20 protein-coding genes and 1 tRNA gene are annotated in these 20,066 nt (G+C 65.0%); 12 read left to right on the top strand and 9 right to left on the bottom strand.

All coding sequences use genetic code 11. The annotated features are described in order from the left end of the window. Position 1: 1 nt before the first annotated feature. Entirely contained in the window at positions 2 to 1,312 is a 1,311-nt protein-coding gene (locus DES43_RS13820; RefSeq protein ID WP_035029686.1) for a dihydrolipoamide acetyltransferase family protein, read from the top strand. Positions 1,313 to 1,367: 55 nt separating this feature from the next. Further along, complete coding sequence (lpdA, locus tag DES43_RS13825) at positions 1,368 to 2,762, top strand: dihydrolipoyl dehydrogenase (RefSeq protein ID WP_035029682.1); 1,395 nt, start codon at positions 1,368 to 1,370, stop codon at positions 2,760 to 2,762. Positions 2,763 to 2,792: 30 nt separating this feature from the next. Here the strand turns inward: lpdA and DES43_RS13830 are convergent, their stop codons facing one another. The 3 genes from DES43_RS13830 to DES43_RS13840 form a co-directional block, all read right to left on the bottom strand. Then, on the bottom strand, positions 2,793 to 3,449 hold the full coding sequence (locus DES43_RS13830; protein ID WP_035029874.1) for a CatB-related O-acetyltransferase: 657 nt from the start codon (positions 3,447 to 3,449) through the stop codon (positions 2,793 to 2,795). Between the two features lie 107 nt (positions 3,450 to 3,556). After that, positions 3,557 to 3,633, bottom strand: a tRNA-Arg gene (locus DES43_RS13835). 96 nt (positions 3,634 to 3,729) lie between these two features. Beyond that, positions 3,730 to 4,893: a M20 aminoacylase family protein gene (locus tag DES43_RS13840; RefSeq protein WP_035029870.1), complete on the bottom strand. Its 1,164-nt coding sequence runs from the start codon at positions 4,891 to 4,893 to the stop codon at positions 3,730 to 3,732. Positions 4,894 to 5,068: 175 nt separating this feature from the next. Between DES43_RS13840 and DES43_RS13845 the strand changes: the two genes are divergently transcribed. Together DES43_RS13845 and DES43_RS13850 are read left to right on the top strand one after the other, a co-directional pair. Then, positions 5,069 to 6,184 carry a D-alanyl-D-alanine carboxypeptidase family protein gene (locus DES43_RS13845; RefSeq protein ID WP_035029680.1) on the top strand — a complete coding sequence of 372 codons (1,116 nt, stop codon included), beginning with the start codon at positions 5,069 to 5,071 and terminating at the stop codon, positions 6,182 to 6,184. A gap of 9 nt (positions 6,185 to 6,193) precedes the next feature. After that, on the top strand, positions 6,194 to 7,303 hold the full coding sequence (locus DES43_RS13850; protein ID WP_035029677.1) for a CobW family GTP-binding protein: 1,110 nt from the start codon (positions 6,194 to 6,196) through the stop codon (positions 7,301 to 7,303). Positions 7,304 to 7,413: 110 nt separating this feature from the next. On the opposite strand, the gene DES43_RS13855 is transcribed toward DES43_RS13850, so the two are convergent. The 5 genes from DES43_RS13855 to DES43_RS13875 form a co-directional block, all read right to left on the bottom strand. Beyond that, positions 7,414 to 7,662, bottom strand: a complete 249-nt coding sequence (locus tag DES43_RS13855) for a sulfurtransferase TusA family protein (RefSeq protein ID WP_425352109.1) — start codon at positions 7,660 to 7,662, stop codon at positions 7,414 to 7,416. Then, the gene (locus DES43_RS13860; RefSeq protein ID WP_035029670.1) at positions 7,655 to 8,944 is read right to left on the bottom strand and encodes a L,D-transpeptidase family protein; all 1,290 of its coding nucleotides are present in this window, start codon (positions 8,942 to 8,944) and stop codon (positions 7,655 to 7,657) included. The genes DES43_RS13855 and DES43_RS13860 overlap by 8 nt, the downstream gene beginning before the upstream one ends. A 306-nt stretch (positions 8,945 to 9,250) precedes the next feature. Next, a complete protein-coding gene (locus DES43_RS13865; RefSeq protein ID WP_035029667.1) occupies positions 9,251 to 10,201 on the bottom strand; it encodes an acetyl-CoA carboxylase carboxyltransferase subunit alpha in 951 nt (316 codons plus the stop codon). A gap of 106 nt (positions 10,202 to 10,307) precedes the next feature. Further along, entirely contained in the window at positions 10,308 to 11,225 is a 918-nt protein-coding gene (locus DES43_RS13870; protein WP_035029664.1) for a site-specific tyrosine recombinase XerD, read from the bottom strand. Between the two features lie 19 nt (positions 11,226 to 11,244). Further along, positions 11,245 to 11,397 carry a hypothetical protein gene (locus DES43_RS13875; protein WP_035029661.1) on the bottom strand — a complete coding sequence of 51 codons (153 nt, stop codon included), beginning with the start codon at positions 11,395 to 11,397 and terminating at the stop codon, positions 11,245 to 11,247. 129 nt (positions 11,398 to 11,526) lie between these two features. Between DES43_RS13875 and DES43_RS13880 the strand changes: the two genes are divergently transcribed. The 4 genes from DES43_RS13880 to DES43_RS13895 all read left to right on the top strand — a co-directional run bounded on the left by DES43_RS13880 (position 11,527) and on the right by DES43_RS13895 (position 15,247). Next, on the top strand, positions 11,527 to 12,123 hold the full coding sequence (locus tag DES43_RS13880; protein WP_035029658.1) for a shikimate kinase: 597 nt from the start codon (positions 11,527 to 11,529) through the stop codon (positions 12,121 to 12,123). Further along, positions 12,120 to 13,235: a 3-dehydroquinate synthase gene (gene aroB, locus DES43_RS13885; protein WP_035029655.1), complete on the top strand. Its 1,116-nt coding sequence runs from the start codon at positions 12,120 to 12,122 to the stop codon at positions 13,233 to 13,235. Before DES43_RS13880 ends, aroB begins: the two co-directional genes overlap by 4 nt. After that, a complete protein-coding gene (locus DES43_RS13890) occupies positions 13,232 to 14,128 on the top strand; it encodes a transporter associated domain-containing protein (protein ID WP_051520686.1) in 897 nt (298 codons plus the stop codon). Before aroB ends, DES43_RS13890 begins: the two co-directional genes overlap by 4 nt. Before the next feature lie 234 nt (positions 14,129 to 14,362). Beyond that, positions 14,363 to 15,247 (top strand): dihydrodipicolinate synthase family protein, encoded by an 885-nt coding sequence (locus tag DES43_RS13895; protein ID WP_035029652.1) that lies wholly within the window; start codon positions 14,363 to 14,365, stop codon positions 15,245 to 15,247. A gap of 104 nt (positions 15,248 to 15,351) precedes the next feature. Here DES43_RS13895 and DES43_RS13900 read toward each other — a convergent pair whose 3' ends face one another. Further along, on the bottom strand, positions 15,352 to 15,654 hold the full coding sequence (locus DES43_RS13900) for a BolA family protein (protein WP_035029864.1): 303 nt from the start codon (positions 15,652 to 15,654) through the stop codon (positions 15,352 to 15,354). Between the two features lie 178 nt (positions 15,655 to 15,832). Between DES43_RS13900 and DES43_RS13905 the strand changes: the two genes are divergently transcribed. The 4 genes from DES43_RS13905 to cobT all read left to right on the top strand — a co-directional run bounded on the left by DES43_RS13905 (position 15,833) and on the right by cobT (position 19,835). Then, entirely contained in the window at positions 15,833 to 16,447 is a 615-nt protein-coding gene (locus tag DES43_RS13905; RefSeq protein ID WP_035029649.1) for a J domain-containing protein, read from the top strand. Between the two features lie 130 nt (positions 16,448 to 16,577). Then, positions 16,578 to 17,564: a cobaltochelatase subunit CobS gene (gene cobS / locus DES43_RS13910; protein WP_035029646.1), complete on the top strand. Its 987-nt coding sequence runs from the start codon at positions 16,578 to 16,580 to the stop codon at positions 17,562 to 17,564. A 16-nt stretch (positions 17,565 to 17,580) separates the two neighbouring features. Beyond that, positions 17,581 to 17,928 (top strand): GFA family protein, encoded by a 348-nt coding sequence (locus tag DES43_RS13915; RefSeq protein ID WP_035029644.1) that lies wholly within the window; start codon positions 17,581 to 17,583, stop codon positions 17,926 to 17,928. Between the two features lie 14 nt (positions 17,929 to 17,942). Then, on the top strand, positions 17,943 to 19,835 hold the full coding sequence (gene cobT, locus DES43_RS13920; protein WP_035029641.1) for a cobaltochelatase subunit CobT: 1,893 nt from the start codon (positions 17,943 to 17,945) through the stop codon (positions 19,833 to 19,835). Positions 19,836 to 20,066 lie beyond the last annotated feature (231 nt).

The following is a 20,066-nucleotide window of genomic DNA, read 5'->3' on the forward strand; positions in this document are numbered from 1 at the left end:
GATGGGCGAACATGTCATCAGGCTTCCCGATGTCGGCGAGGGTGTGGCAGAGGCCGAACTGGTCGAATGGCACGTCAAGGTCGGCGACATGGTGCGCGAGGACGCTCTGCTCGCGGCGGTGATGACCGACAAGGCGACGGTAGAGATTCCCTCGCCGGTCGAAGGCGAGATCCTCTGGCTCGGTGCGGAGATCGGCGACACGGTCGCCATCGGCTCGCCCATCGTTCGGCTCAAGGTCGCCGGTGAGGGCAATGTCGGGCAGGGCGATGCCACGACGGAGCCGCAGTCTGAACCAGAGCCAGTCGCGCAGGAGAAAAAAGCGGCGCCTGTTCCGGAAAAGCCAGCCATGCCCCCCTTGGCCAAGCGTGAAAAGGAACCGGCTCCGGTGCAGCCTGCCGGAGTGCGCAGCGCTCCTGTCGGCGCTCCGCGCCGCGAGGGCGAAAAGCCGCTGGCTTCGCCTGCCGTGCGCCTCAGGGCGAAGGAGGCCGGCATCGATCTGCGGCAGGTGCCGGGCAGCGGCCCGGCCGGTCGCATCGGTCATGAAGACCTCGACGCCTTCATCGCCCGCGGCCCGCAGCCCGGCAAGGCTTCCGGTCTGATGCGCAGCGACAGGGTCGAGGAGATCAGGGTCGTTGGCCTGCGCCGCAAGATCGCCGAGAAAATGCAGCTCGCCAAGGCCCGCATCCCGCACATCACCTATGTCGAGGAGGTGGATGTCACGGCGCTGGAAGAGCTGCGCGCGGCCCTCAACAAGCAAAAAGCTGGTCCGGACCGGCCGAAGCTGACGCTGCTGCCATTCCTCATGCGCGCCATGGTCAGGGCCATTGCAGAGCAGCCGCACCTCAACGCTCTCTACGACGACGATGCCGGCATCATCCGCCAGTATGGCGGGGTGCATATCGGAATTGCGGCGCAGACCGCCAACGGGCTCGTCGTGCCGGTGGTGAAACACGCCGAGGCGCTGGACCTGTGGGAGAGCGGCGCCGAACTGAACCGGCTGGCGGAAGCGGCGAAATCGGGCATCGCCACACGCGAGGAACTGTCCGGCTCGACAATCACCATCACCTCGCTGGGCGCGATGGGTGGCGTGGTTACGACGCCCGTCATCAACTACCCGGAAGTGGCCATCGTCGGCGTCAACAAGATGATGGTGCGCCCGGTGTGGGATGGCGCGCAGTTCGTGCCGCGCAAGACGATGAACCTGTCATCGTCCTTCGACCATCGTGTCATCGACGGCTGGGATGCCGCCGTCTTCGTGCAACGGATCAAGGCCCTGCTCGAAACGCCGGCCATGATTTTCGTCGGAGAGTGATCATGGATCGTATACTTGAACGCCGGCTAATGAAAGTCAGGGAAGGAGCAGCGGGATGAAGGAGATTTCCTGCAAGCTTCTGGTCATTGGCGCTGGTCCGGGTGGGTATGTCTGCGCCATTCGTGCCGGCCAGCTCGGGCTGGACACGGTCATCGTCGAAGCTGTGAAACCGGGGGGCACCTGCCTGAACGTGGGCTGCATCCCTTCCAAAGCGCTGATCCATGCGGCTGAGGAGTTCGAAAAGGCGGTTCACCGCGCCGGCAAGGACGATCCTCTCGGCATTTCCGCCGGTCAACCCAAACTCGATTTTGCCACGACGGTCGGCTGGAAAGATAATATAGTTAGCCGACTTAATGGCGGCGTTGCCGCACTGCTTAAAAAAGCCCGTGTCAAATATGTGCAAGGTCGTGCGCAGTTTCGCGATGGCAAGACAATCGAGGTTGAGACTGAAACCGGATTGCAGGTCATCCGGGCTGAAAACGTGGTCATCGCCACCGGCTCCGCGCCGGTCGAGCTGCCTTCCCTGCCGTTTGGCGGGAAGGTGATCTCTTCCACCGAAGCGCTGTCGCTGAAGGAAATTCCGCAGAAGCTGAGCGTGGTGGGTGGCGGTTATATCGGGCTCGAACTCGGCACGGCCTTTGCGAAGCTGGGGTCCAAGGTCACCATCGTGGAGGCGTTGCCGCGTCTGCTTGCCCAGTATGATGCCGAACTGGTGCGTCCCGTGTCGAAGCGCCTTGCGGCACTCGGTGTCGAGGTGCTGGTCGGCGCGAAGGCCAGGGGGCTGTCTTCGAAAGGCGATGCGCTTCTGGTCGAGACTGCCGACGGCAAGGACAGGAAGATCGCCGCCGACAAGGTGCTCGTCACCGTTGGCCGCAGACCGGTGACGGACGGCTGGGGCCTTGAGGAAATCGACCTCGACATGAACGGCCGCTTCATCCGCATCGACGACCGTTGCCGCACCTCCATGCGCGGCATCTACGCCATCGGCGACGTGACCGGCGAGCCGATGCTGGCGCACCGGGCCATGGCGCAGGGCGAGATGGTGGCCGAGATCGTGGCCGGCCACCGGCGCAACTGGGACAAGCGCGCCATTCCGGCCATCTGCTTCACGGATCCGGAGCTGGTGACCGCCGGCCTGTCCCCGGAGGAGGCGAAGGCGCAGGGCGAGATCAAGATCGGCCAGTTCCCGTTCTCCGCCAATGGCCGCGCCATGACAAGGCAGGGCGAGGACGGCTTCGTGCGGGTGGTGGCGCGGGCCGACAATCATCTGGTGCTGGGCATTCAGGCGGTCGGGCAGGGCGTGTCGGAACTGTCGGCGGCTTTCGGCCTTGCGCTGGAAATGGGCGCGCGGCTGGAAGACATCGCCGGCACCATCCATGCCCATCCGACGCAGGGCGAGGCCGTTCAGGAAGCCGCGCTCAAGGCGCTCGGGCTCGCCTTGCATGCCTGAACCGGAAGGACCGTTCAGGCATGATGAGGCTCAGGCCTTGCCGGCGTCGTAGTCGGCGGCAGCCCTGACCAGCGCGTCGAGATCGTTGGCACACAGGAAGGATCGCAGCGCGTCGAACTTCTCGCGCTCCCACCTGTAGATGCCGAGTGCGAGCAGGGCTTCGACCGTCGCATCCGGAAAACGCCGGCGCACCGGCGCGGCCGGATTGCCGGCGACGATGGTGTAGGGCTCGACATCCTTGGTGACGATGGCGCCGGAAGCGACGATGGCGCCCTCGCCGATGGTGACGCCCGGCATGATCATGGCGCGCATGCCGATCCAGGCGCCATCCTCTATCAGGGTGTCGCCCTTGCCCTTGTAGGCGTCAAGAATGACATCGGCGAAGGGATAGAGGCTGAACCAGCCGGTGCGATGGGTATGGTTGCCGCCCATGAGGATGACGGCCTCGGCCCCGATGCACACATAATCGCCGATATGGAGCTGGTCGATCTCCCACCGCGGCTCCCAGGCGCTCAGGCTGTAGGCGTCGCCATAAAGGTAGCGTACCACGCTCTCCTCGAAGGAGCCGGTCCATGCGTTGCTGTAGTAGCTGTTGCGGCCCCGAATGTGGATGTTCGGGTTCTTCACCGTCTCGTGGAGATATTCCACCATCGACCAGTGCTTCGGCGGGCGGGCTTCATCGGACATCGCGGTTTCGGCCTTTGTGATCGATTCCTGCCGGCACCGGGGACTTGCGACGGGACGCCAGCCGGCATGCCAGACACCGGATTCTGGGCGCATGGGAGCTGGAAGGGTGGTGATCCCGGCAGGAATCGAACCTGCGACCTACAGATTAGGAATCTGCCGCTCTATCCTACTGAGCTACGGGACCACTGGAGCAGACACATAACGGTTTCGCGTCCGCTCGCCAAGGCCGGGATTCGCCAAAAATCCGCTCCCGCTCCGGGAAATCGGGTGCGGGACCGGATCAGGAAGCCAGAGCCGTCTCCGCCAGCCTCACCCAGTAGCTGACACCGTGCGGGATTGCCTCGTCGTTGAAATCGTAGGCCGGGTGATGGAGCCCGGCGCTGTCGCCATTGCCGATGAAGATGAACGCGCCGGGCCTTGCTTCCAGCATGTAGGAGAAATCCTCGCCGGCCATCAGCGGCTGCATGTCCCGATCGACCTGGCTTGCGCCGGCGATCCCGGCAGCCACGTCGCCGGCGAAGACGGTTTCCCGCGCATGGTTGAAGGTCACCGGGTAATTGGGCCGGAAATCGAGTTCGACCGCGACACCGAAGGTGGCGGCCGTGCCATCGCATACGGCCTGAAGCCGCTGCTCGGCCAGCTTCGCGGTTTCGCTCTTCAGCGTGCGCACCGTGCCGGCAAGCACGGCCTTTTCAGGAATGACGTTGTGGGCGTCGCCGGCATGGAATTTCGTGATCGACACCACGCCAGCTTCCAGCGGATCGACATTGCGACCCACGATGGACTGGGTGGCTGTCACCAGATGGCTGGCGGCCACAACCGGGTCAATGGAGCGATGCGGCATCGCCGCATGTCCGCCGCGCCCCGACACCTCGATGTCGAATTCGGCGGTCGCGGCGAGGATCGGCCCCTGCCGGATCGCGAAATGGCCGACCGGAAGGCCCGGCATGTTGTGCATGCCGAACACATTCCCGATGCCGAAGCGGTCCATCAGCCCGTCCCTGACCATTTCGCGGCCGCCGCCGCCACCCTCCTCGGCCGGCTGGAAGATCAGTGCGATCGTGCCGGCAAAGTTGCGGGTCTCGGCCAGATAGGCGGCCGCGCCAAGCAGCATCGCGGTATGGCCGTCATGGCCGCAGGCATGCATCCTGCCCTCATGTGTGGAGGCATAGGGCTTGCCGGTGGTTTCGCTGATCGGCAGCGCATCCATGTCGGCGCGCAGGCCGACGGTGCGTCCCTCGCCCAGCCTGCCGCGGATGATGCCCACCACTCCCGTGCGGCCCAGACCGGTCACCACCTCGTCGCAGCCGAAGGCCCGCAGCTTGCCGGCCACAAAGGCGGCCGTTTCGATGACGTCGAAGCCGAGCTCCGGCCTGCTGTGCAGGTGACGGCGCCAGCCGGCGACCTCTTCCTGCATTTCGGCGGCGCGGTTCAGGATCGGCATTGCTTCTCTTGGCTCCGGATGGACAAATTGCGGTCGCAGGATGACGACCGGCTTTGCCATGTTGACGACATATAGGTTAAATAGCACCAGCTGAAGCGGCCGGGGAAGAGCGGGCAGCGCCATTGCTGCGCGTCCGAGGGCCAGACCGACCACGGCACAGGATATTCGGATCGACATGACAACCACGCGTTTCGTGAAACTGGCGCTTTTCGGTGCGCTCGGGCTTGGCGCTTTTTCGGCGCCTGCATCGGCAAACCCGACGCTGCTTTTCGAGCTGAACACCGGCAAGGTGCTTGCGCATGAAGATGCGTTCAAGCGCTGGTATCCGGCATCCCTGACCAAGATGATGACGGCCTACGTCGCCTTCCGCGCCATCGAGGCGGGAGAGGTGGCGCTCGATTCGCCGATCAGGATGACGCGCAATGCCGTCAACCAGCCGCCCAGCAAGATGGGCTTCAAGGTCGGGCAGGTGATGCGGCTCGACAATGCGCTGAAGATGATGATGATCAAGTCGGCCAACGACGTCGCCATGGCCATTGGCGAGAACATCGGCGGCACGCAGGCCGATTTCGCCAAACGCATGAATGCGGAAGCCGCCCGGCTCGGCATGAGCGGCACGCATTTCGTCAATCCGAACGGCCTGTTCTCGCCCGAGCAGTATACGACGGCGCGCGACATGGCGCTGCTGGTGACGGCCTTGCGCCGCGATTTCCCGCAATACAACGCCTGGTACGGCATCGAGGGGCTCGCCTTCGGCAAGACCAGGATTCCGAACTACAATCTTCTGGTCGGCCGCTATCCGGGCGCCGACGGCATGAAGACCGGCTTCGTGTGCGAATCGGGCTTCAACCTGATCGGCACGGCCACCCGCAACGGGCGCACGCTGGCCGCGGTCGTGTTCGGCGAGAAGAACGGGCTTGCCCGTGCCGAGACCGTGGCAAAGCTGCTCGACGCCGGCTTCGCCACGCAGGGGCAGGGCAGCGCCACCATCGCGACATTGGCGCCCTATGGCGATACGCAGACGCCGACGGACCTGCGCCCGGTGGTGTGCAAGCCGGCCGAGGCCGCAACACAGTCCGAAGCCTCCACCGGGCCGAAGGAGGAAGGGCCGAAGTCGATCTACCAGCAGAAGCTCACCGACCCGAAGCTGGTGGTCGTCAGCCTTGGCGGCGCGACCGGGCCGGTGCCGAAAGCCATGATCGGGCGTGCCGAATATGCGGATGTGCCGGTCCCCGGCTGGCGGCCGGACCTGCCGCCGCCGGTGTTCGCCACCTCGGCGCAGGGCGGCTGATCCTCATCCATGTCCGGCTTTCCCATTTCCGTCACGGTGCTGACCGGCTTCCTCGGTTCGGGCAAGACGACTCTGCTCAATCGCCTGCTGAAGAATCCCGAGCTCAGGGACGCCGCCGTCATCATCAATGAATTCGGCGATGTCGCCATCGACCACCTGCTGGTCGAGCAGGCGTCGGACGGCATCATCGAGCTGTCGGACGGCTGCCTGTGCTGCACGGTGCGCGGCGAACTGGTCGATACGCTGGCCGAGCTGGTCGACCGGGTGCAGACCGGGCGTATTCCGGCCCTGTCGCGGGTGGTCATCGAGACGACCGGCCTTGCCGACCCGGCGCCGGTGCTTCAGTCGATCATGGCGCATCCGGTGCTCGTGCAGGCCTTCCGCCTGGACGGTGTTCTGACGCTGGTCGATGCGGTCAACGGTGCCGCCACCCTGGACGCCCATATGGAGGCGGTGAAGCAGGCGGCGGTCGCCGACCGCATCGTCATCTCAAAGCTGGACATGGTTGCGGACGAGGCGGTTCCGGCCGAACTGACGGCGCGCCTGCGGCGACTCAATCCGTCCGCGCCGATCCTCGATGTCCGCAATGCCGGGCTGCCGGACCTGTTCGGCTGCGGGCTCTATGACCCCGAAACCAGGAGCGCCGATGTGCGCCGCTGGCTGGGCGAGGCGCAGCATGACCGTCACGGGCATGGGCATGGTCATCGTCATGATTGCGATCACGACCATGCCGCACACCATCACCACCACGATTCGCGCATCCGCACCGACACGCTGGTCCATGACGGGCCCGTGCCCTTCGCGGCCATCGAGATGTTCCTCGATCTGCTGCGCTCCACCCATGGCGAGAACCTGCTGCGCATGAAGGGGATCGTGGAGCTTGCCGAAGATCCGTCGCGCCCGCTGGTGGTGCACGGCGTGCAGAAGATCCTGCATCCGCCGGCGCGCCTGCCGTTCTGGCCCGACGAAAAGCGCGGCACGCGGCTGGTGCTGATCACCTTCGATATGCCGGGCGACTATGTGGCGCGTCTGTTCGCGGCGATCACCAATGTGCCGCAGATCGACATGCCGGATCGCACCGCGCTCGAACATAATCCGCTGGCGATACCGGGACGATAGATCATTTCATCGGTTCACAGAATCGATGAAATGATCTATCCGCTTGTTTCTGAAGCATTTATGCGACGCCAAATGTTTCCATTTGGCTGCAAAACGCTCCAGAATCCGGCTTATCCGCCCCGTTCGATCAGGAAGCGGTGTGCCCCGTCCAGCGCGATGGTCTCGATGAGACTATGACCGGCCTCGTTGCAGAAGGCCGGAATATCGAGGACAGCGAGCGGATCGGTGGTTTCCAGCCACAGCCGCGCGCCCTGCGGGAGACCTGCGAGGCGCTTGCGCGCCTTCAGCACCGGCAGCGGGCAGTTCAGGCCACGCAGATCGTAGACGTCGGCGTCGCGGGGCAAGTCTGTGTCAGCCACCGAACATGCCAAGCAGCCGCTTCTTCAGCTTGGCGGCGGCGCCATCGTCAGCCGGAGCGCCGGACTGGGCCGCCTGAACCTCCAGCGCCTGCTGGGGCGTTTGCGCGGCGATCTCGGCGGCTTTGGCCGCAGCAGCGGTTTCGACCTTCTGCGTTTCCGCGGCAGCCCTGGCGGCTGCAACGGCTGCGGCCTTTTCCTCGGCGGCTTTCTTCTTCGCTGACTGCTCGGCCTCGATGGCGGCCATGCGGCGGCCTTCGGCCGAATCGATGCGGCCCATGCGCTCGGTCTGGGTGATGGTGCCGTCAGGGTTGAGCGACGGCGGCTCGACCGGCACGCGCTCGCCGCGTGCACGCTTGCGCGTCCACTCCGAGACGATGTTGGCTTCCTTGATGCCGGCGATGGTAGGCTTCGGTGCGGGGGTGGAGGACTTCAGCGCGCTGTTGAAGGCCGCTTCATAGCTGCTCTGATAGCTGCTGTAGGCAACTTTCAGCGAATCCGGCTGCGAGCTGGCAGGGCAGGCGCCGGTCGGGCTGAAAGGCTGGCCATCCACCGGAATCTGGTTGAACACGTAGCGCCGCTCGCACACGTCCACCTTCGGCGGCACCTTGGTCAGCTCGAAATGGTCGTAGCCTACCTTCAGCATCTTCCAGAACTCATAGTTCGGGTCGTTGCGGTAGCGGGCCATGTTGGCGGCGGTCATGCGGAAGGGGAATGCCTGCACCTGGAACTCGGTCTGGCCGCCCTGGAAAGCGTCCCGGCCGAAGGCGTAGATTTCCTCGATCTGCTGGTCGGTCATCGAATAACAGCCGGCCGAGGAGCAGGCGCCATGCACCATCAGGTTGGAGCCGGTGCGTCCGTTGGCGCGGTCATAGGCATTCGGGTAGCCGATGTTGAATGCCAGATGATATTGCGAGTTCGGCTTCATCTGCGAAGGCCGCACCGTATAGAAGCCTTCCGGCGCCTGCCGGTCGCCCTCGGTGAATTTCGGGCCGAGCTTGCCCGACCATTTGCAGATGTCGTAGCTGGCGATGATGTCGTAGCGGCCGTTGGTCTTCTGTTTCCAGATTTCCAGCTTGCCTTCTTCCTTGAACACGCGCGCCAGGATCGGCGACGTCTTGTTCATGCCCTTGGCCTTCATCGCCTGCTGAATTTTTGGCGGGAGCTGCCGGTTGGCATGCTGGGGGGCAAAATCCCCGATGGAGGAATCTGTGCAGCCGGCAAGCGCGATGGCGCCCCCGAGTGCCCCGATGAGAAGTCCGGCCCTGGCGAATCTGGTCAGCATGGACACGCTCTTCGTCTTTCCCCGTCACCCGGCCCGTCGGCCAGGCACACCGTCACAACTGGCGGGAGCGAACGACCGGACACCTTTCGCAGCCGGAAGGCATGACCGTTCAATTCCCATGGAAACGGCCGGTTCGGCAAGCTGATGCCGGGCCTTTTCCTGAAATTGCTATAAACTCGTTAACCTTGCAAAATCCTTACCGCAAGCCGGTCCGGCACACCTTACCGCCGGAACGGCCTTCACGGCTGCGTTATCGGCGGATGCGGTGGCATCTTTATGGCGAAAATGCGGTGGCGACCGCAACGATCAGAGGTTGCGGCCCATTGCCAGGTATTTTTCGCGGCGCTGCTCGCGGAAATCGACGTTTCCTTCGCCGAATTCCTTCATGGTGCGCGCAATCAGGTCGCCGGTCGCGGCGATGACCGTTTCGGGGCCGCGGTGAGCGCCGCCCAGCGGCTCGGGAATCACCGCATCGATGATCCTGAGATTGAGCAGGTCCTGCGCGGTGATCTTCATGTTGGTGGCCGCGTCCTTCGAGCGGGTGGTGTCCCGCCACAGGATCGAGGCCGCGCCCTCCGGCGAGATCACCGAATAGATGGCGTGCTCCAGCATGTAGACCCGGTTGGCGGTGGCGATGGCGATGGCGCCGCCGGAACCGCCCTCGCCGATGATGACGGAGATGGAGGGCACCTTGAGGCCGAGACCGGCCGAGGTCGAGCGGGCGATGGCCTCGGCCTGACCGCGTTCCTCGGCACCGACGCCGGGATAGGCGCCGGCGGTGTCGACCAGCGAGATCAGCGGAATGCCGAAGCGGTCGGCAAGCTCCATGATGCGCACCGCCTTGCGATAGCCTTCGGGACGCACCGAGCCGAAATTGTGCCTGAGGCGGCTCGCCGTATCGGAGCCCTTCTCCTGCCCGAGGATCGCCACCGGCTCGCCGCGGAAGCGCGCGAAGCCGCCGATCAGCGCCTGATCCTCGCCGAAGGTGCGGTCGCCGGCCAGCGGCGTGAACCCGGTGAACAGGCCGCGCACATAGTCGAGGCAGTGCGGGCGGTCGGGATGGCGCGCCACCTGCACTTTCTGCCAGGGCGTCAGCGCCTTGTAGAGGTCGCGGAGCGCATCGCGGGAGCGCTTTTCAAGCCGTGCGATCTCGTCGGCGACATCCACGGACTCGCCGCCTTCGGCGAGCTTCTTCAGTTCGAGGATCTTGCCTTCCAGATCGGCAACCGGTTTTTCGAAGTCGAGATAATTGTACATTCGTGAGCGGACCAGTGCGCCGGAAATGGCGTTGATTGATGCCTGCGCAACCGTGAACAGAAGGTTATCAGGCGCGAAATGTCGCCCTCACATAGCGATATGAGACCTAGTCGGCAAGCGGATGGTGGTCATTGACCAGCCGCATCAGCCGCTCTTCCAGAACATGGGTGTAGATCTGGGTGGTCGAAATATCCGCGTGACCCAGAAGCTGCTGCACGGCGCGCAGGTCGGCACCGTTTTGCAGCAGATGGCTGGCGAAGGCGTGGCGCAGCACATGCGGCGAAATCTTTCCGGACGCAATCCCGGCGCGCGCGGCAAGGCCCTTCAGCTCACGCGCGAACACCTGTCGTGCGAGACAGCCGCTTTCGGAGGCGGCGGGAAACAGGAACGGGCTTTCAGCGAAGCGCGGCACCTTCCCCCGCGCAGCGAGCCATGCCTGCATGGCGGCGCGGGCCCTGGCCGACAGCGGCACCATGCGCTCCCTGTTGCCCTTGCCCCTGACCATGAAGAAACGGTCGTCGCGCTGCGCAACGGCGACCGGCAGGGCGATGAGCTCGGAGACGCGCAGGCCCGTCGCATAAAGCACCTCGACGAGCGCATGAAGGCGCAGGGCGGCAATGGCGTCACCGCCCGCAAGCGCGGGATCGGCCGCCTCCGCCGCGGCGCGGTCGAGCAGGCGTCCGGTGTCGGCCTCGCTCATGGTCCTGGGCAGCGCCATTTTCTTCTTCGGGCTGTCGAGCGTGCCGGTGGGGTCGTCAGTCCGCAGCCCCTCGGCATAGAGGAAGGCGAAGAACTGGCGCAGCGCCGACAGCTTGCGCGCCTGCGAGGAGGCGGCGAAGCCGCGTGCGGCGATCCCGTCCAGATAGGCCCGAAGCGCCGCCGTACCCGCCGCCGCCAGCCCGCCCCCGATGGTAGCGGAGGCATCCTCGAGATCGCGGCGATAGGACTCGAGCGTGTTGTGCGCCGCTCCCCGTTCGGCGCTCATCATTTCGAGGAAGGCTTCGATGCGGGCCGCATCCTTCATGGGCGTCTGCCGCAGCTTGTCACGGTTTTTGCGGGTTCAGTCTTTCGGGCGGAATGCGCACGCTCAGCTCCGCCTGCTTCGGCTCGACGAACATGACCAGCGCCACCATGGCGCCATAGACGATGCCCGCCAGGACGGCGAGCGTGACGACGAAACGGAACAGTGTCGGCATGAATTTTCGCTGGTTCTTTCTCGCCGGCCCGGAATTGTCTCCTTATGAGACGGTGTTGCGGGTATTTCAAGGGCACGCAGGCTTCCGCGCTGCTTGACGCAACCCGGCTTTTCATGTGGATACGCCACAATGAACGCACAGCAGGCACCCGCAAAGCAGGCCGACCGCGCCGCCCTCCTCGACAGGCTGGGCAACCGCTCCATCGTGCTCGTCGGCCTGATGGGTGCTGGCAAGACCTCCATCGGCCGCAAGGTGGCGGCCGCGCTCGGCCTGCCCTTCGTCGACAGCGACCACGAGATCGAGGATGTGTCTCGCATGACCATTCCCGAACTGTTCGAAGCCTATGGCGAACCGGAGTTCCGGGCGCTGGAGCAGCGGGTCATCGCCCGCATCCTCGAAAGCGGGCCGAAGGTTCTCTCCACCGGCGGCGGGGCCTATATGAACGAGCATACGCGCGCGGCCATCGCCAGCCAGGGCGTGTCCGTCTGGCTGAAGGCCGATCTGGACCTGCTCATGGAGCGGGTGGCGAAGAAGCAGCACCGGCCATTGTTGCGCGATCCCGATCCGCGCGGCGTTCTCAGGCGGCTGATGGACGAGCGCTATCCGGTCTATGCGCTTGCCGACATGGCCGTGGTGACGCGCGACGAAACCAAGGACGTGATCGCCGCCGAGGTGATCGATGCGATCAGCCGCCATATGGGGCTTTCCGGCGAGGTGGACGAGTGAGCGAAGACGTGAAGGTCGAGGTGGGGCTGGGCGAGCGGGCCTACGATATATTGATCGGGCCTGGCCTGATCGGGCGCGCCGGCGCAGAGATCGGCAGCCGCCTTGCGGGCATCCGCGCGGCGATCGTCACCGACGAAAACGTTGCGGCGCAGCATCTTGAAGCCCTGAAGGCGGGGCTCGACGCGGGCCGCATCGCATCGTCAACCATCGTGCTGCCGGCCGGCGAGAAGACCAAGAATTTCGCCGCCCTTCAGGAGGTGGTCGATGCGGTTCTGGCCGCAAGGCTGGAGCGCGGCGATGCGGTCATCGCCTTCGGTGGCGGCGTGATCGGCGATCTTTCCGGTTTCGCCGCCGGCATCGTGCGCCGGGGCATGAATTTCGTGCAGATGCCGACCTCGCTGCTGGCGCAGGTCGATTCCTCGGTCGGCGGCAAGACCGGCATCAACAGTACGCGCGGCAAGAATCTGATCGGCGTGTTCCACCAGCCCAGGCTGGTGCTGGCCGACACCGCGGTGCTGGACACGCTGCCGTTGCGCGAATTCCGCGCCGGCTATGCCGAGGTCGCCAAATACGGGCTCATCGACAGGCCGGATTTCTTCGCCTGGCTGGAGAGGAACTGGCAGGACGTGTTTGCCGGCGGCCCGGCCCGCATCGAGGCCATCGCGCAGTCCTGCCGCGCCAAGGCCGACGTGGTGGCGCGCGACGAGTTCGAGACCGGCGACCGCGCCCTGCTCAATCTCGGCCACACCTTCGGTCACGCGCTGGAAGCGGCGGTAGGCTATGACGGCGCCCGTCTCGTTCATGGCGAGGGGGTGGCCATCGGCATGGCGCTGGCGCACCGCTTCTCGGCGCGCATGAATCTTGCCAGCCCCGACGACGCGGCGCGCGTCGAGGCCCATCTGAAGGCCGTTGGCCTGCCATGGCGCATGGCCGACGTTCCGGGCGGCCTGCCGGATGCCGAAACGCTGCTTTCCTTCATCGCACAGGACAAAAAGGTCAGCCGCGGGGCGCTGACCTTCATCCTGACGCGCGGCATCGGCCAGTCCTTCATCGCGCGCGACGTTCCCGTTTCGGAGGTGCTGGCCTTCCTGAAGGAGAACCACACGGGATGAAGGAAGCCGGCTGGATCGTCGCCCTTGTTCTGGCGGTGCTCGGGGCCGCAGCTTTGCTGCTGCGCCACCGGCTGGCCGAAGCCATGGGTTATGTCCGGGCCGATCAGGCCGGTGGCGAGGAGCCTCAGCGCGGCAACGGCGCGCGCTCGGACCGGCAATGGCTAGGCGAGCGCTTCGAGCTGGACGAACTCGAAGTCTCCGACGTGATGGTCCACCGCACCAACATGCGCTCGCTCAATGCCGACAATCCGCCCGAGGCGATCGTGCGCGAAATCCTGCAAAGCCCGAACACCCGCATCCCGCTGTGGCGCGGCTCGCTCGACAACATCGTCGGCGTGCTGCACGCCAAGGATGTGCTGCGCGCGCTGGACGAGGCCGGCAACGATTTCACGCGCGTCGATCTGATGAAGTTCGCCGAAAAGCCGTGGTTCGTGCCCGACACCACCACCTTGCAGGAACAGCTCAATGCCTTCCTGCGGCGCAAGGCGCATTTCGCCATCGTGGTGGACGAGTATGGCGAGGTCGAGGGGCTGGTGACGCTGGGCGACATCATCGAGGAGATCGTCGGCGAGATCGCGGACGAAAGCGACATCGATCTGGCCGGGGTGAAAAAGGAAGCCGACGGCTCGGTCGTCGTCGACGGCACCGTGCCGATCCGCGACCTCAACCGCGCCCTCGACTGGGATCTGCCCGACGAGGAGGCCACGACCATTGCCGGCCTCGTCATCCACGAAACCCAGTCGATCCCGGACGAGAAGCAGGCCTTCACCTTCCATGGCAAGCGTTTCGTGGTGATGAAGCGCGACAAGAACCGCATCGCGCGACTCAGGATCAGGCCGGTCGATGAAGCGCAGGCCGTGGTCGCCGTCCCGCTTTCCCCGGCGTCTCGCTAGCGCGGCAGACGCCCGGGCAGATCCGGGCTGCCGCTCTATCTGTTTGTTTTCACCGCATTTGTGCGACGTCAGGTGATTCCACCTGACTGCAAAATGCTCCAGCAAGGCCGGCCTCTGCACCAACGACTGGCCACCGCAGGCTGACGGACACGGCGGATGCACGCCTGTAGCATCGGCGGGATTTCGACATTGCGGGCCGCCATTTGGCGGTCAGGCAGGCTACGGGAGCTTCCTTTGGGATCGTTCGACGGACTTTCGGCTTTTCCGCCCACGCCGGCCGATGCGGCAGGCCGTTTGCAGGAGAAGCTGCTTGCTGCCCTCATCGGGCGCATCGCGGCTACGCAAGCGGATTCGATCGGCCTGCTCGGCAGCACGGGCGGCTATGCCTATCTCAGCCGTGCCGAACGGCAGCGTGCCGTTCGTGTTGCCGTTGAGTGTCTTGGCGGCAAACGTCCCCTTTTCGTCGGCGTCGGTGCGCTGCGGACCGATGAAGCGCAGGCGCTGGCCGCAGATGCACGTGAAGCGGGTGCCGACGGGCTGCTGCTCGCCCCCATGTCCTATACGCCGCTGATGGAGGAAGAGGTTTTTCAGCACATGGTCGCGGTGGCGGAGGCCGGCAGCCTGCCGCTGTGCATCTACAACAATCCCGGCACGACGAAGTTCACCTTCAGCGAAGACCTGATTGTCCGCCTGTCGAAGGTGCCCAATATCGTGGCGGTGAAGATGCCGCTGCCTCCCGACGGCGATTTTGCGGGGGAACTCGCGCGCCTGCGTGCCCGCCTGCCGGAGGGTTTCGCGATCGGCTACAGCGGCGACTGGGGCGCCGCCGACGCCCTGCTTGCGGGGTGCGATGCATGGTACAGCGTCGTGGCCGGCCTTCTGCCGGAACCGGCCCTGCGGCTGGCCCGCGCCGCCCGGGCGCAGGACGAGGCGGAAGTCAGGCGAATCGATGCCCGTTTCCAGCCGCTCTGGACCCTGTTCAGGGAGTTCGGCAGCTTTCGGGTCATGTATGCGCTGGCCGACATTCTCGGGCTGTTCAGTCTGGCGCCGCCGCGTCCCATCCTGCCTCTTCCGGGCGAAGCCCGCGGAAGGGTCGAAGCCGCGCTTCAGGCGCTTTGAGCGCGGGTTCCGGAGCGGCGGACGCCCGGACATGTCCGGGCTGCCGCATTTATGCGACGTCAGACGATTCCGTCCGACTGCAAAACGCTCTGGTTGCCGCGCAGTTACCAGCGCGTTTTCTCGCCGGGGGCAGCCGGCTCGACGGCCAGCGCATGGAGACCGCCGGCGATCTCGTCGGCCAGCGCGTCGTTGACGGCCCGGTGGCGCTCGATGCGGCTCATGCCGGCAAAGGCGGGGGAGACGATGCGCACCCGGAAATGCGTCTCGCCCGTGCCGTCGAACGTGGCGTGATGGTCGGAATCGTGGTGATGGTGCCCGGCGTGAAGGTGGCTCTCGTTGACGACGACGAGCCTTTCCGGCGCGAAAATCCCGGTCAGCTTCTTCTCGATCCGCTCATGTCTGGACATCAATCCGGCTCCTTACCATATGGGCCCTGCCATTGTTGCATGGTCCCCCGATACAGGCATCATCGTTACGGAATGCGCAAAAATCGCGCACGATCCCCGCTGTCGACGGGTTAGGGACACGGAAAGCGCAAATGTCAATTCTTGTTTCGCGGCAGCGAAGGGGCCATAGAACGGTCAGATGAAACCGTATCCCAAATATTTCGAGAAGATTCGCATCCGCCGCGACAAGGACGCGGACGCGAAGCCGGAGGCTCCGCTGTGCCAGTGGGACGGCTGCCGCGAGCCGGGCACCCATCGCGCGCCGGTGGGCCGCATGCGCGAGGGCGAGTATTTCCGCTTCTGCTTCGACCATGTGCGCGAGTACAACAAGGGCTTCAACTATTTCTCCGGCGTTCCGGATTCCGAGGTCGCCCGCTTCCAGAAGGAAGCGCTCACCGGCCACCGGCCGACCTGGAAGATGGGCGTCAACAATTCGGCCCGCTCGGCGCCGGATTTCGCCCAGATGCGTTCCGGCCGCGCCGGCTACTACAATCGCGTGCGCGACCCGTTCAACATCTTCGGCACCGACCCGAACACGCCGCCTCGCCAGCGCAAGGCGCGCCCGCTGGAGACCAAGGCGCTGGAGACGCTGGGCCTGACCCCGCAGGCGACCGCCAGGGAAATCAAGTCGCGCTACAAGGAACTGGTCAAGCGCCATCACCCTGACGCCAATGGCGGCGACAGGGGCTCGGAGGAGCGGTTCCGCGATGTGCTGCAGGCCTATCGGGTGCTCAAGCAGGCAGGCCTGTGCTGATAAGTGACAGGGCCAGAGCGCTTTTCCAACTTTCATCCGGCTGGAAAAGGCTTTAAGACCGCCCCGGATACACGATGATTACCGGCGAAGGCATGATCTTTGCTTCGCCCGCGGAGACGTTGGAAACATCATGAACAAGGTCGATCGAGACATCGCCAACCTGCCGGATACCACGGTTTCGGTGAAGGATACTTTTGGATTCGAATCGAAGATGGTCGTGCCGGCCTACGCGGCGCCGAGCGAGCATGTGCCCGATGTCGACCCCGACTATCTGTTCGACAGGAACACCACCCTCGCGATCCTCGCCGGCTTTGCCTACAATCGCCGCGTGATGGTGTCTGGCTATCACGGCACCGGCAAGTCGACCCATATCGAGCAGGTCGCCGCCCGCCTCAACTGGCCCTGTGTGCGCGTCAACCTCGACAGCCATGTCAGCCGCATCGATCTGGTCGGCAAGGACGCCATCGTGCTGCAGGACGGCAAGCAGGTGACGGAATTCCGCGACGGCATCCTGCCCTGGGCCTACCAGCGCAACGTCGCGCTGTGCTTCGACGAGTACGATGCCGGCCGGCCGGACGTGATGTTCGTCATCCAGCGCGTGCTGGAGGCTTCGGGCCGCCTGACCCTGCTCGACCAGAGCCGCGTCATCCGTCCGCACCCGGCCTTCCGCATCTTCGCCACCGCCAACACGGTCGGCCTCGGCGACACCACGGGCCTTTACCACGGCACCCAGCAGATCAACCAGGCGCAGATGGACCGCTGGTCCATCGTGACGACGCTGAACTATCTGCCGCACGACAACGAGGTGAACATCGTCGTCGCCAAGGCCAAGCACTACCGCGACGAGAAGGGCCGCGAGATCGTCAACAAGATGGTGCGTGTCGCCGACATGACGCGCTCCGCCTTCATCAACGGCGACCTCTCCACGGTCATGAGCCCGCGCACGGTCATCACCTGGGCCGAGAACGCCGAGATTTTCGAGGATGTGGGCATGGCCTTCCGCCTGACCTTCCTCAACAAGTGCGACGAGCTGGAGCGCCCGGTGGTGGCCGAGTTCTACCAGCGCGTGTTCGGCGAGGACCTGCCCGAAAGCGCGGCCAACGTCGTGCTGGGGTAAGATACGGGAGGATGGGGTGAGCTATCAGGGCGGGTGCCATTGCGGGAAGGTGCGGTTCAGCGTCGAGATCGACCTGTCGAGCCCCATCACCTGCAATTGTTCCTATTGCGCCAAGCGAGGCAGCATCCTTGCCTTCACGCCGGCCGGCAATTTCTCGCTGGAAAGCGGTGAAGCCGATCTTACCGAATACCGTTTCAATTCGAAGACCATCGAGCATCTGTTCTGTAACGCGTGCGGCATGGAGTCCTTTGCGCGCGGCACGATGCCGGATGGCAGGAAGATGGTGGCGGTGAACGTCCGCTGCCTCGACGGCGTCGACCTCGATGCGCTTGAGCCGCATCAGGTGGACGGCCGCTCGCGCTGACAGGCGACAGGATCATGGCAGGCCCCGGCGACAATACGAGAAACAAGCCCAAGGCAGGCGCTGAAACCGACGGTTTCAAACGCGCCATGACCGTGGCCATACGCGCCATCTCCAACGACAAGGAGATGGAGGTTTCCTTCGCCAAGGACAAGCCGGCCATGGCCGGCAACCGGGCGCGCCTGCCCGAACTGCCGAAGAAGCCGACGGCCGCCGACATCGCGGTGACGCGCGGCATCGGCGATTCCATGGCGTTGCGCCGCGCCTGTCACGACAACCGCGTGCATGCGCGGCTGGCTCCCGAAGGCAAGCAGGCCCGCGCCGTCTACGATGCCGTCGAGCAGGCCCGCGTCGAAGCCATCGGCGCGCGCGCCATGGCGGGCGTCGCCGGCAATCTCGGCGCGATGCTGGAAGACAAATACGCAAAAGCCAACCTGGCCGAGGTTCGCGATCGGGAGGAAGCGCCGCTCGAGGAGGTCGTCGCCCTTCTGGTGCGTGAGCGGCTCACCGGGCAGAAGGTGCCGAAGAGCGCGGAGCGGCTGGTGGATCTGTGGCGCGGCTGGATAGAGGACAAGGCCGGTGCCAACCTCGACGGGCTGGGCGACAAGCTTCAGGACCAGCAGGCTTTCGGCCGCGTGGTGCGTGACATGCTCGCCTCCATGAACATGGCCGAGCAGTTCGAGGAAGACGACGAGACGCAAGAGGCCGAGGACGATCAGGAGGAGGAGCCGCAGGGCGGCGACGATTCCGAAGACGGCGGCGAGGAGGATTCGGGCTCGGAAGATGCGCAGGCCGAGGATGCCGCGGCCTCCGAGGACGACCAGTCGCAGGCCGAGGCGGATGCCGACGACGCCATGTCGGAAGACCTGTCGGACGACGATGCCGACGCGGAAACGCCCGGCGAGGCGCGTCGCGGCGACAACCCCTTCGCCAATCTGGCGAAGGACATGGACTACAAGGTCTATACGACCCAGTTCGACGAGACGGTCGGTGCCGAGGAGCTGTGCGACGAGGAGGAGCTCGACCGGCTGCGCGCCTTTCTCGACAAGCAGCTCGCCAATCTTCAGGGCGTGGTCGGCCGGCTGGCCAACCGCCTGCAGCGCCGCCTGATGGCGCAGCAGAACCGCTCCTGGGACTTCGATCTCGAGGAAGGCTATCTCGATCCGGCCCGCCTTGTGCGCGTGGTCATCGATCCCATGCAGCCGCTTTCCTTCAAGCAGGAACGCGACACGAAATTCCGCGACACGGTCGTGACGCTGGTGCTCGACAATTCGGGCTCGATGCGCGGCCGCCCGATCACGGTGGCGGCCACCTGTGCCGACATTCTCGCCCGCACGCTGGAGCGCTGCGGCGTCTCGGTGGAAATCCTCGGTTTCACCACGCGTGCGTGGAAGGGCGGCCAGGCGCGGGAGAAATGGCTGAAGGACGGCAAGCCGGCGAATCCCGGCCGCCTCAACGATCTGCGCCACATCGTCTACAAATCGGCCGACGCGCCGTGGCGGCGGGCGCGCCGCAATCTTGGCCTGATGATGCGCGAGGGCCTGCTCAAGGAGAACATCGACGGCGAGGCGCTCTTGTGGGCCCATCACCGGCTGATGGCCCGGCCCGAGCAGCGCAAGATCCTGATGATGATTTCGGACGGCGCGCCGGTGGACGATTCAACCCTTTCGGTCAATCCGGGCAATTATCTGGAGAAGCATCTGCGCGCGGTCATCGACCTGATCGAGATGCGCTCGCCGGTCGAGCTGCTGGCCATCGGCATCGGCCACGATGTCACCCGTTACTATCGCCGCGCCGTCACCATCGTCGATGCGGAGGAACTGGCCGGGGCCATGACCGAGCAGCTTGCCTCCCTGTTCGAGGAAGAAAGCACACACGGCCGCGGCGGCGGACTACGGCGGGCGTCCTGATGCCCGCGCCGGCCTAGCCAGTGCCCTCCTGCCCGCTCAGGGGCCTGCTGCGCGGGCTTCTGCTTGCGCTCGAGCATTTCTGCTTTTCCCCGAATCGCAGAAACGCTCTATCTCTTTGTTTTGGCCGCATTTATGCGACGCCAGATGTTTCCATCTGGCTGAAAAATGCTCTAACCTTTTGTTTTTACACAATTCCAGAAAAACCGCTTCGCACTTTTGCTGGAATTGCTC

Origin of the sequence: Aquamicrobium defluvii (assembly GCF_004363725.1) — a bacterium.
GTDB lineage: Bacteria > Pseudomonadota > Alphaproteobacteria > Rhizobiales > Rhizobiaceae > Mesorhizobium > Mesorhizobium defluvii.

Bases quoted from the DNA above. Each gene is read 5' to 3' on its own strand.
- cobS (WP_035029646.1), top strand. From the start codon at position 16,578: ATGAACAAGGTCGATCGAGACATCGCCAACCTGCCGGATACCACGGTT.
- DES43_RS13865 (WP_035029667.1), bottom strand. From the start codon at position 10,201: ATGTACAATTATCTCGACTTCGAAAAACCGGTTGCCGATCTGGAAGGC.
- DES43_RS13860 (WP_035029670.1), bottom strand. From the start codon at position 8,944: ATGCTGACCAGATTCGCCAGGGCCGGACTTCTCATCGGGGCACTCGGG.
- DES43_RS13820 (WP_035029686.1), top strand. From the start codon at position 2: ATGGGCGAACATGTCATCAGGCTTCCCGATGTCGGCGAGGGTGTGGCA.
- DES43_RS13900 (WP_035029864.1), bottom strand. From the start codon at position 15,654: ATGTCCAGACATGAGCGGATCGAGAAGAAGCTGACCGGGATTTTCGCG.
- DES43_RS13875 (WP_035029661.1), bottom strand. From the start codon at position 11,397: ATGCCGACACTGTTCCGTTTCGTCGTCACGCTCGCCGTCCTGGCGGGC.
- DES43_RS13845 (WP_035029680.1), top strand. From the start codon at position 5,069: ATGACAACCACGCGTTTCGTGAAACTGGCGCTTTTCGGTGCGCTCGGG.
- DES43_RS13830 (WP_035029874.1), bottom strand. From the start codon at position 3,449: ATGTCCGATGAAGCCCGCCCGCCGAAGCACTGGTCGATGGTGGAATAT.
- DES43_RS13890 (WP_051520686.1), top strand. From the start codon at position 13,232: ATGAAGGAAGCCGGCTGGATCGTCGCCCTTGTTCTGGCGGTGCTCGGG.
- lpdA (WP_035029682.1), top strand. From the start codon at position 1,368: ATGAAGGAGATTTCCTGCAAGCTTCTGGTCATTGGCGCTGGTCCGGGT.
- cobT (WP_035029641.1), top strand. From the start codon at position 17,943: ATGGCAGGCCCCGGCGACAATACGAGAAACAAGCCCAAGGCAGGCGCT.
- DES43_RS13870 (WP_035029664.1), bottom strand. From the start codon at position 11,225: ATGAAGGATGCGGCCCGCATCGAAGCCTTCCTCGAAATGATGAGCGCC.
- DES43_RS13905 (WP_035029649.1), top strand. From the start codon at position 15,833: ATGAAACCGTATCCCAAATATTTCGAGAAGATTCGCATCCGCCGCGAC.
- DES43_RS13840 (WP_035029870.1), bottom strand. From the start codon at position 4,893: ATGCCGATCCTGAACCGCGCCGCCGAAATGCAGGAAGAGGTCGCCGGC.
- DES43_RS13850 (WP_035029677.1), top strand. From the start codon at position 6,194: ATGTCCGGCTTTCCCATTTCCGTCACGGTGCTGACCGGCTTCCTCGGT.
- DES43_RS13880 (WP_035029658.1), top strand. From the start codon at position 11,527: ATGAACGCACAGCAGGCACCCGCAAAGCAGGCCGACCGCGCCGCCCTC.